This is a genomic window from Actinoplanes sp. NPDC051470 (genome assembly GCF_040682035.1).
Taxonomy (GTDB): domain Bacteria; phylum Actinomycetota; class Actinomycetes; order Mycobacteriales; family Micromonosporaceae; genus Actinoplanes.
The window spans coordinates 1-10,593 of the sequence record NZ_JBFBAA010000068.1 but is presented as its reverse complement, the minus strand read 5'-3'; the positions used below and the strand labels follow the sequence as shown (position 1 = coordinate 10,593).

Genomic DNA, 10,593 nt, shown 5'->3' with positions numbered 1-10,593 from the left:
TGCGTGCTGCAAGATCTGGGCCGGCTGGACGAGGCCCGCACCCAATACGAGCAGGCCCTGAGCATCAGCCTGGCCGCACTCGGCCCCGACCACCCCGACATCGGCATCCGGCGCGGCAACCTCGGCAGCGTGCTGCAAGATCTGGGCCGGCTGGACGAGGCCCGCACCCAATACGAGCAGGCCCTGAGCATCAGCCTGGCCGCACTCGGCCCCGACCACCCCACCATCGGCAGCTGGCGCAACAACCTCGGCCTCGTGCTGAAGGATCTGGGCCGGCTGGACGAGGCCCGCACCCAATACGAGCAGGCCCTGAGCATCAGCCTGGCCGCGCTCGGCCCCGACCACCCCACCATCGGCATCCGGCGCGGCAACCTCGGCAGCGTGCTGCAGGATCTGGGCCGGCTGGACGAGGCCCGCACCCAATACGAGCAGGCCCTGAGCATCAGCCTGGCCGCGCTCGGCCCCGACCACCGCCAAGTAAGGACCGTCCGCCGCCTACTCGATCAACTGTTGAAGCTGCCACCGGGACACAACCCTGATCTGAAGCCAGAGGGCGAGGAAGGCACTCATGAGTGACACGTCGGCCACCGTCCAGCAGAAATTCGCTCCCGCCACGGCACACCGTCAACGGCATTACGACACATTTTCCCGCCTGCACCGACTACGACTACACGCCCTCAGGACCGGCCTGAACCTCGCCATCGGCACTTACGGAACCGCCATGACCGCAGTCGCAGCTTTCGCATAGAACCAAACGACTCAGCAACCAATTCGATCGGCGCGAGCGTGCGTCGGGCCTTTCCCGACATACGTCACACGGCGTGAAGGCTCATCGCCGTTCCCGCCACGGAATTCCGCTTCCCTTACGGTTGGCCTACCACCACAGTTGGGCTGAGATGGACCTGACGGAGTTTACACGTTCCACACGCATGAGATACGACCGGGTCGGGTGCCAGCTATACCCCGGGAGCAGCGGTGTCCACGCGACCATAGGATAATGCTCAGTCGCCGCTCGCCGATTCTCAACGGCCCGCTCCTCATCATCCCCACCATTACGATCCGACCTGGGGAGTTGCCGTAACGAGGCATCACCACTGGTTCATTCAGGTTCACCCTTTCGGTCTTCCCCTCACCTGTGTGGCTTCGTGCGTGTAAACGGGGTTCTGTCCCGTCTTCCGTGACCCGTCTCCGAGCGCTGGCAGGACCCCTGAGCCTGGACGCGGCCATTACGCTCTGGTCATGGCGATCGAGGTCTCGGTACGGCGAGCCGCGCAAGAAGATCTTGCCGGTGTGGTGCGGCTGTTGGCCCAGCTCGCGCCGACGTGGACGAGGGAACAAGCGGGGTCCGCAGCGACGAGCCGCGAGAAGCAGGTCTGGGAGGCCATGGTTGTCGACGAGCGGCGGATCGTTCTGGTCGCCGAGCACGGTGGCGGCGTAATCGGCATCGCGGACCTTGTCGTGCTGACGAGCCTGCTCGACGGTGCTGCTCCCCACGGCCTCCTCGACAACATGGTCGTTGACGCCGCCCACCGTGGACAGGGAGCCGGCACGATGTTGATCCGTGCTGTGCGGGCCGCGGCGCAGCATGTGGGGTGCTGCCGGTTGGAGTTACTGTCGTCGAAAGAACGGGACCGAGCACACGCGTTCTACCAGGCTGCCGGATTCGAGCAGACGGCCGAAGGGTTTCGGGCCGACTTCTCAAGCTCGAGCGCCACTCCCGCGCGATCATAAGGTGCTGCCAACTCGAAGCGTGGACGTCAGAGTTGCCCGCATAGCGTCGTGGGAATGGCTTGCTGTCCCCTGAAGACGGCTCGATCTTCAGGTCAGTGGGCCAGCAAAACTCGTTTGCGGAGTAGATCGAAGCTAGCTCGGCCATACATCTGCCGTTTGAGCATCTTGATGCGGTTGACGTTGCCCTCGACCGGTCCGGAGCTAAAAGGCAGAATCAGCCCGGCGGTCACGGCGTCGAGATCGGTGGTCACGCCGTTGATGAAACGGTTGATGCCGGGTAAGTCGGCCTGCTCGGCGCAGCTGAGCCATTCGCCGAGCTGATGGCCGTGCCGCTGGGTCATGATCGCGGCGAAGGACCGCACCAGCTCAACTGCGATCCGGAGTTCGGGGCAGTTGTCGAGGATCGCGGTCAGACGGCTGGTGTCGCGGTCGGTGAGGTTGTCGGGATGCCGGCAGATCCAGCCGGTGACTTGCCTTGTCGACAGCGGCTTCGGGGTGGCTCGCAGGTCCGGTCGTGTGCGGTGTTGCTCGACGAAGCGGCTGACGATGCTGTAGCTGCCGGTAAATCCTTGGGCAACGACTTCGCGGTGCAGTGTCGAGGCTTTGAGGCACCCGCTGGCAATCCGGTCGGTCAGGTAGGGCTTGAATCGGTCGAGCAAGCTGGCCCGTGGCTTGGACACGACCATCATGTCCTGCCACGTCGCGGCGCGGGCATAAAGGGAGACTGTTTGATGCTTCCAGCCGAGGTGTCGGGCGATCTGCCGGAAGCTGGCTCCTTGCGCGAGCATCTCGTGAACCAGGGCATGATGGACTCGGCGGCGTTGCGCCATTGCGCCCTGCGGCTCTGCGGCAACGTCTGCGTCGGCGGCGGCCTCAACGGTGGGATTCTCCGTCAAGCAGCCCTTGTGCTTGGCGACCAGACGTTCGACTGCGGTGGCGAGATTTTGCCAGAGGTGGAAACGGTCAGCGACCTGCACCGCGGCCGGTGCTCCGGTCCGGGCGCCTTCGGCATAAGAGCTGGCCCGGTCCCGGCAGATCACCTCTGGGGACTCGTGCTCGAGCAGCCAACCGGCCAGCGGTGACGCGTCGCGTCCCGGGAGGAGATCGAGAACGCGGTGGTTTTCGCAGTCGATCAGGACGGTGCCGTAATGGTGTCCTCGTTTGACGGCGAAGTCGTCGACGCCGAGGACCCGCACCGAGCCCACCTCTGGGTCGGGGACAGCTCTAACCAGCCGCAGCAGGCTGTTGCGGCTGGTCCGAATCCCGACCTTGGCAGCGAGCCGAACACCGGCACGACCGGCCAGCGCCATTCCGATCGAGGTCAGCATCATCCGCAACGGTTCACTACGACGAGCCCGACGGCGGGTCAGCCCGGCGATCTGTTCGGCGAACGTCCGCATCCCGCAGACGGTGTTGAGGCAGAAGAAGCGGCGCACTGTCAGGCATAGTTCCACCAGTCGGCCCGCGACCGGAAGATCAGCCAGCCGGCGTTGATACCGCGAATGCACACGCCCGGAAACCACCGAGCACGCCGGGCAGCGCCCCTCACTGCTACGCGCCGCAGCATGAAGAACAACGCCAGCACTGGTGGCGGTGACTTCGTCGACCTCCACGTCGTCAAGATGCGGCAGCAACCTGCCGATTAGCTCATCACACCATCAGCCCAACGATCGATCACTACGAACATCGATCACTCTTCACGGGACAGAACCGTAAACGGGGCCCAGATGTGCGTGACTTTTGGGCCCGGGTTGAGCGGTTCCCTTGATCAATGTTGCTGACCTTGGGGCCCACTTCTGCGGTGGCGGGGCGTCGCCGGGCGAGGGTCAGAAGGGCGGGTCAGCGCCTGGGCGGGTGTATTCGCGGGTGGTGCCGGGGACCGGTAGCGCTGGGATGTCGTGACTGGTGGGGTGGGTCCAGCCTCCGATCGGTCGCAGGATCGCCTGCGCGGTGTGGGCGATGACGCTGGCGAGTCCGGGGATCTCGATGTCGCTGAGCGCGTCGAAGTCGTCGACGGGTTGGGTGAGGGCGTAGACGACCATGACGCCAACTGGCGGGTGGTTCATTGGCTAGTGTTGGCGAGTTGGTGGCGGGTCTTGGCGAGCCGGTAGGAGTCGGTGCCGGTCTCGATGATGTTGCCGCCGAAGGTGAGCCGGTCGACGATCGCGGCGCAGAGTCGCGGGTCGGTGAACGTCTTGGTCCAGCCCGAGAAGGCTTCGTTTGAAGCTATGGCGACGGAGGCCTTTTCCTCCCGCTCGGTCAGAACCTGGAAGAGCAGCTCAGCGCCGCGTTTGTCGAGTTCCATATAGCCAAGTTCATCGATGCAGAGCAGATCGACGCGGCCGTAGCGGGCGATCGTCTTCACGAGGACCTTCTCGTCGGCGGCCTCGACGAGCTCGTTGACGAGTTTGGTCGCCAGCACGTAGCGGACCCGGAAGCCGACCATTGCGGCCTCTGTTCCAAGGGCGATGAGCAGGTGGCTCTTGCCGGTGCCGGAGTCCCCGATCAGGCAGAGCGGTAGGCCCTTGCGGACCCAGTCGCAGCTGGCCAGGGTGTGGACGACCGCGGGGTCGACGTTGGAGTTGGCGTCGAAGTCGAACGCGCGCAGGCTCTTGTCCCTCGGGAACGCGGCAGCCTTGATCCGCCGTTCGGAGCGGCGCCGGGCCCGGTCGTCGCACTCGGCCATGAGTAGTTCAGCGAGGAACCCGCGGTAGGTCATCTGATCACGGGCGGCGGCCTCGGCAAGGTCGGGGAACTGACCGCGGATGGTGGGCAGACGCAGCACCCGGCAGGCGGAGTCGATCGCGGCGTCGGCGGCCTGTTCAGTGAGTCCTCGATGACGGGTCATGGCCTGGTCCCTTCTGCGGTGCGACGGTGGCGGAGCAGCTGGTCGTAGGCAGCGACCGACGGTGGTGGCCGGGTGTCGGCCGGCAGCTGCTGGGCGAGGCGGCGCTCGGTCAACGACACGACATTGCTCGCGGGCCGGGCCGGTTCGTCGACGGTGTGCGGGTGGTCGTCGGTCTCGGCGAACTTGCGAGCCTGCAGCGCGACCGCGTCCGCGGTCAACGCGCCGGCGCGCAGCGCAGCGGCCAGACCGGCGACGACATGTTCGTGCGGCATGTGCCGGTGCAGCAGCAGGACCTCGATCAGAGCGGGGGTGCCGGCGGCGTCGCCGTGAGCCTTGCGGACCGCTTCCCACCAGGCGTCGTGCACCGAGGTGAACTTCCCGGCCGTGCGAGCCTGCTCGAGCGCGGTGGAACCGGGCAGGGCGCCGGGTTTACGCAACAGGGCCTCCAGGTAGTGGTCCAGATCCAGACGGCTGCCGCTCTTGGCCATCAGCCGCTCGTGCCGGGCAACCTCGGCGCGGCCGTCATAGATGACCAGGTGGGAGGCGTGCAGGTGGACCCGGACCTGCCGGCCGACCAGCCGCGCTGGCACCGAGTAACGGTTGGTGCGGACGGTGACCTGGCTGTAGCCGTCAACACGGGGACCCAGCCAGATGCCGGTCTCGAACGGCTCGTCCGGCAGCGGCACCAGCAGCGGCTGCTCGATCGCGAACAGCTCCCCGACGGTGTGGGCTCGGCTGCCGATGCGCCGGGCGTCGTCGGCGACGTCCCACCCGTCGACCATGGCGTTGAGCTGCTCGAACGACTCTACTTCGGGGACGGGGACGAGGTGGTTGCGGCGGAACCAGCCGATCTGCCCCTCGACACCGCCCTTCTCGTGAGCTCCCTGCAAGCCCGGCTGGCAGTAGAAAGGATCGACGGCGAAATGAGAACGGAACGCCGTCCATCGGGCGGTTTCGACCCGCTGCCGGGAGAACCCGAGCTGCCGGGAGAACCCGAGGACCTGGGCGACCGCCGCCCGCAGGTTGTCATAGCGGATCTTGCCGGTGGGAACACCGCCGAGCGTCGTGAACGCGTGGACGTGCCCCTCCAGGAATGCCTCCGACCCCTCCTGACGCAAAAATCTTGTGGACGGCCTTGCCCGAGAAGGAGAGCCGGAGCGAGAACAGCATGCAGGTCACCAGTTCACCGCGAAGGTTGATGGCGACCTCGCCGAAGTCGACCTCGGCTTCCGCGCCGGGCCGGTGGGTCTGCGGGAAGAACACGTTGACCGGTCCCCGCCCGGCCTCGACGCGGATCTCCGGCTTGCGCTCCGCGGCGTAGGCACGCACCACCGCATAAGACACGTCGTGCATGCCGTGCTCGGCGATCAGCCGGTCGTAGATCCGTTTGACGGTGTGCCGCTGCTTGCGGGGCGCGTCCAGGTCCGCGCGGAGGATGTCGTCGATGACAGGCTTGAACGCATCCAGCTTCGAGGGCCGCGGCGGCATCGACTTGCGCGGCGCCGGCCACGCCGATGTCAGCGCCGAACGGACCGTGCGACGGCTGACCTGATACTTGCGCGCGAGCGCCCGCACGGACAAGCCAGCGCGGGAGTCCCGCCGGATCGCCGCGAACAGGTCGACCTTCGACATCGGCGGCATCGGCGGGCTCCCGTCCAGACCAGCCGATACTCCCACCAGCTCATGTGGGACCGGAACTCACGAACATCGAAACCACCCGATCGAGGTGGGCCCAGAACTGACGGACAAACCGCAGGTAATCCGGCCCGATCTGGTGCAGTCGACTTTGTCCTTCGCCAACCAACTTTGTTCGTGTGCCAGCGAACTTTGTCCCACCGCGTGTTTCTGGCCACTCATAGTTGTCCTTACGAAACGCGCCCTAATTCGGTTTACCTGGTCGCGGCCGCTCCTGATACTGGGCCGGTGGATCGAGGGTTTCCCGAGCGGGCCGCCGCGCTCATCGAATCGGCGGGGTACGGCGACGGCGACCGGGTCGTGGTCGGCCTGCGGCACGGGGACGCGTCGGCGGTGTACGTAAGCCACGGCGAGCCGTTCACGACGGCCTGCGTCGCGTCGGTGTCGAAGCAGATCACGGCCGCATGCGTGGCGCTGCTCGTGCGACAGGGGAAGCTCGACGTCGAGTCGGCGCTGGCCGAATGGATCCCCGAGCTTCCGGCGTGGGCGGCCACCGTCCGCGTGCGGCACCTGATTCACCACACCGGCGGACTGCCCGAGGCCGGCGAGTTCTTCGCGCTCAAGAAGGCCGGGCGGGACCGGACCGTCCCCGGCATGCTGGCCGAGCTGGGCGGGCACGAGACCCTGGAGCGCACGCCGGGAACCACGTTCAGCTACCGCAACCCCGGCTACACCTGCCTGTCGGTCATCGTCGAACGTATCGCCGGCGAGCCGTTCCCCGACTTCGCGCGCTCGCGCCTGTTCGAGCCGCTCGGCATGGCCGCCACCCGCTACTGGCCCGGCCCGGATCCGTTCCCGCCCGGCACCACGCCGACCGAGCCGGGCTCCCCGGCGCCGCTGTCGCTCGGCGACTGCGGCGTCTGGTCGACGGCGGCCGACCTGATGCGCTGGAACGAGGCACTGGCGAACGACGAGCTGGGCGTTTCCGGCCTGTTGCACACGGCGGGCCGGCTCGACGACGGCACGTCCATCCCGTACGGCTGGGGTGTCGACGTGCTGACCCGGGCCGGTTTCCCGCTCCACCGCCACGGCGGCTCGTGGGCGGGTCTGAGCGCCCAGATCGCCCGGTTGCCCGCGCGGCGTGCCAGTATGGTCGTGATCGCCCTGGATCATACGGAGGCCCGTACCCAGGAGCTGGCCGACAGTCTGATCGACGAGCTGGTCGCCTGCTGAGAAAGTCAGCCGCTCAACGGTTGATCAGCTCTGGGCGCGGCGGTCGACGGCCGCGTAGGACGCCGCGGCGGTGGCGGCCGAGACCGCGAGCACTGACGGCCAGGCGCCGATCTTCTTGGCGAGCGGGTTGTGCTGGCGCAACGAGGTTCCATCGCAGCCGCAGGTTCGCCGGATGGCGATCGCGACCTCGCGCGCCAGCTCGTGGATCGCGTGTCCGTAGCGGGACGGCAGGTCATACAGATTCTCGTAGTGAGAGTTCGGCACGACCATCACGTGGTCGTGATTCCTCGGCCACCATCGCGGCGAGACGAACGCGGTGGCCAACTCGTCGCGCCTCACGACGTCATGCTGCGAACAGGAGGCGGAGCAGTCCCACCCTAACTTCCACACCCGGACCGGGGCACCGGGCGGACCGAGTTCACCCACCGGCCCGAGCCGCATCATGGTGGGGGTCCCGAACTGGCAAACACACAATCCCGTCGCCGACAGGCGGGACCAGAGCTCACAAACAAAGGGCCCCATTCTCACCGACGGAGCCAGCTGTGACACCCGGTCGGAACGGGCATCCTTGGGCTTCCCTCTGGGCTCCACACCCGGCCATTACTAGCCGCGCACGCCAGAGGAGGGGACCGGTCCAGGACACTGACCGGAGTCACGTCTTCGACATCGAGTCGAACCTCCTATCGACGAAACTACTCAAAACGTGCGACATCGTGTCGCACTTACCAGCGGCATGTGAGGGCGCCGGTTTGCGGTATCGGCAACTGACCCGGGCTTGCTAGGAGGCGGCCAGCAGGGCGGCGAGTCTGCTCCGCGGCGATGAACGGAAGACGTTCACGGGGTCTTCTTTGCGAGCAAAGCCCGTCGAGGTATCTCACGAGAGCGCCCTCCCATGTTGTCCTGACGGTGCCGCCCTGAACAATGGGCGGCGGCCCCGCCGTACAAGGAAAGGTTTGATCATGGGTTGGAACACCTCGGTGCTTTTCCGTCAGGACGTGACGGCGGACGAGGCGGTGGACGAACTCGCCATCACAGATTTCAGCGGCGAACTGGTCGGAGCCGACCAGGCTACAAGCGCCCTCAAGCCCGACGCCCTCTATGCCGCCGAGTCGGGTGGCTGGGTGCAGGTCTGGAACCCGATGATGGATGTGGTCATGGGCTGGGAGCCGAGCGACCCGGCCGACGCTTTGGTGGTCTTCTTCAGCAGTGTTTCGAGCACATACGGCTTCACGCTGTTCACGAATGGCGAACGCACCCGGCATTACGTCTACGCCGATGGTGTGGCCGTCGAGGACGAAGGAACGCCACTGCCGGTCGAGGCCGAGATTGCCCTGCCGTCCTGGGGCCCGGACGAGGACTTCCTCTGGTCGATCATCACGGCAGTCACCGGTCTCCGGTACGACGAAAAGCTGCAGTACCGCGTCTACCCGGTGTGACGGCGTACGCGACGGGCTACCGAGCCGGGTCGATTTGTTGCGAGCCCTGCTCCGCGGCGCCTGAACCATGATCACCGCGACGGCGCGAGCTGACCGGTCCCGAGGGCGTGCTGGAGCACCGGTTACGGCATCGGCAGAGGGCTGCGCGCAAGATCGGCGGCATGTGAGGACGCCAAGGCAGGCAGCGGCTCGGTTACTTGGATGGTGGTTCGGGAACACGCCGCCGCTTCCTTTCAGGCGACTCGACGCCTTCTTGCTGGAGCTGATTTGCGGGATGGTTTCAGCGTTCGTCACTTCCGGTCCCATCGGAGAATGCGCCGAGACGCAGCCGCGCCGCTACGTGGCTGGCGAACCATGAGAAGAAGTCGCTGTTCAGGCTCGAGTTCGCGCGGATTGCCTCGCGCCAATCGGGCTGCTCAAGTACGACGAGGTACCGCTGCACGATGCGGTCCCGCTGCTCGGTGGTACAGCCGCACTGGTGCGGAGGCTTGGCCACCAGATTGTGGGCGATCATCGCGGCATCGATGTATCGGTTCATTGTCGGTGGCTGCCGGGCGATGTGAGCAGCATGGGCGGCCAGCACGGCAGATGCTGGCGGGTAGTGCTCGAGGGTCATGCCCATGCCGGCGCAGTCCGCCATGGTCCTCAGTAGCCGACCGGTGTGATCGGCCAGGTCATCGCCGGCACCGGGGTCGGTGATCGCTTCGTGCAGGTGCGCTGTGGTGGCGACCTCGCCGGCGAAGTAGCCGTTGAGGTAGTCGCCGTCGCAGGCATGGCGCAGCAGCCATGGCCGCGAACTGGCGGCGCCTTGTCGGCATAGTGCTTCGACGACGTAGACCCGGCCCCAGCCGGCGACGCGGTCGGCGAGCCACATCAGCGCTTCTGCGCCTGCACGGCGGCGTTGCAACGCCTCGGCGGCCAACGGTCCGAAATGATCCGACAGCAGACCGATGGTTTGGATCAGCGGGATGTCTTCCTCGGCCCCATCGGTGGCCAGCAGCGCGAGTCCTACCGTGGCGGCCTTGCGATCCGTGCTGTGCCGCACCAACCACCGGCCGGTCTGCCGCGCTCTCTCGCGGTTCGCGCGCAGCGCTGCGGCACCGATGTGGTCGTTGCGATGGATCGGGACGTAGACATCGCCGAACGCGTCGACAAGTTCACTCGCCTGCGCGTCCGGTCGGCTGAAATGCCTGTCGAGGATGACAGCGACGTCGGCCCCGTGGAGTCGTTGATCCCTCACGCGCCGGTATGACGGCCGTGAGCGGTGACTCTTTTCGTCCGGATACGGCTCACCGTCGCGAGGTAGAACGCCGTCGGGATGTTGCTGGTGAAGACGCAGAGCGTGTTCGAACAGCGCGATCTGAGGTCCGAGCAGTTCAGGCTCGGTCGTCACGCTCACTGGTGGACGGAGGACTCGATTCTTCCGATCATGGCCGAGATGATTCCACCCTCGCGTGCCCGCCAGCAAGCGCAGCGGCCGCCGCAGTATCGCCAGCGCCGTCCGCCGCCCGGCGCCGCCCCGGGCGGCGGCCAAGGCGTCGACATGGATCTCCCTCTACAGCGGCGAGCACCATGCTTCCTGACGATCTGAACAGCGGCCAGTCGCGCGTTATCGGCGGCATGAGAGCTCATCGTCTTGAGGAGCGTCGATGGCGCCGGTGGGCGGCGCCATCGGTTCGATCAACCCCTCACGTAGTAGTGGCCGTTGGT

At 66.5% G+C, this 10,593-nt stretch carries 9 protein-coding genes and 1 pseudogene; 4 read left to right on the top strand and 6 right to left on the bottom strand.

Features of this window, described 5'->3' with window-relative positions; genetic code table 11:
• Both AB0M54_RS47470 and AB0M54_RS47465 read left to right on the top strand, forming a co-directional pair.
• Positions 1–576 (top strand): tetratricopeptide repeat protein (locus tag AB0M54_RS47470; protein WP_364479883.1); only part of this gene is annotated, 576 nt, incomplete at its 5' end.
• Between the two features lie 663 nt (positions 577–1,239).
• Entirely contained in the window at positions 1,240–1,731 is a 492-nt protein-coding gene (locus AB0M54_RS47465) for a GNAT family N-acetyltransferase (RefSeq protein ID WP_364479880.1), read from the top strand.
• A gap of 92 nt (positions 1,732–1,823) precedes the next feature.
• On the opposite strand, the gene AB0M54_RS47460 is transcribed toward AB0M54_RS47465, so the two are convergent.
• From AB0M54_RS47460 to istA, 4 genes and pseudogenes are all read right to left on the bottom strand, one after another.
• Positions 1,824–3,344: an ISL3 family transposase gene (locus AB0M54_RS47460; RefSeq protein ID WP_364479877.1), complete on the bottom strand. Its 1,521-nt coding sequence runs from the start codon at positions 3,342–3,344 to the stop codon at positions 1,824–1,826.
• 213 nt (positions 3,345–3,557) lie between these two features.
• A complete protein-coding gene (locus AB0M54_RS47455) occupies positions 3,558–3,773 on the bottom strand; it encodes a hypothetical protein (RefSeq protein WP_364334765.1) in 216 nt (71 codons plus the stop codon).
• A gap of 20 nt (positions 3,774–3,793) precedes the next feature.
• The gene (gene istB / locus AB0M54_RS47450) at positions 3,794–4,579 is read right to left on the bottom strand and encodes an IS21-like element helper ATPase IstB (RefSeq protein WP_364479873.1); all 786 of its coding nucleotides are present in this window, start codon (positions 4,577–4,579) and stop codon (positions 3,794–3,796) included.
• A pseudogene (gene istA, locus AB0M54_RS47445) lies at positions 4,576–6,211 on the bottom strand (IS21 family transposase). The gene istB and the pseudogene istA overlap by 4 nt, the downstream one beginning before the upstream one ends.
• Positions 6,212–6,502: 291 nt before the next feature.
• Between istA and AB0M54_RS47440 the strand changes: the two are divergent.
• Positions 6,503–7,447: a serine hydrolase domain-containing protein gene (locus AB0M54_RS47440; RefSeq protein WP_364479870.1), complete on the top strand. Its 945-nt coding sequence runs from the start codon at positions 6,503–6,505 to the stop codon at positions 7,445–7,447.
• Between the two features lie 24 nt (positions 7,448–7,471).
• Here the strand turns inward: AB0M54_RS47440 and AB0M54_RS47435 are convergent, their stop codons facing one another.
• Positions 7,472–7,786: a hypothetical protein gene (locus tag AB0M54_RS47435; protein WP_364479867.1), complete on the bottom strand. Its 315-nt coding sequence runs from the start codon at positions 7,784–7,786 to the stop codon at positions 7,472–7,474.
• A 620-nt stretch (positions 7,787–8,406) separates the two neighbouring features.
• Between AB0M54_RS47435 and AB0M54_RS47430 the strand changes: the two genes are divergently transcribed.
• Entirely contained in the window at positions 8,407–8,883 is a 477-nt protein-coding gene (locus AB0M54_RS47430) for a hypothetical protein (RefSeq protein ID WP_364334753.1), read from the top strand.
• A gap of 280 nt (positions 8,884–9,163) precedes the next feature.
• Here the strand turns inward: AB0M54_RS47430 and AB0M54_RS47425 are convergent, their stop codons facing one another.
• Positions 9,164–10,282, bottom strand: a complete 1,119-nt coding sequence (locus tag AB0M54_RS47425; RefSeq protein ID WP_364479864.1) for a hypothetical protein — start codon at positions 10,280–10,282, stop codon at positions 9,164–9,166.
• Positions 10,283–10,593: the final 311 nt, after the last annotated feature.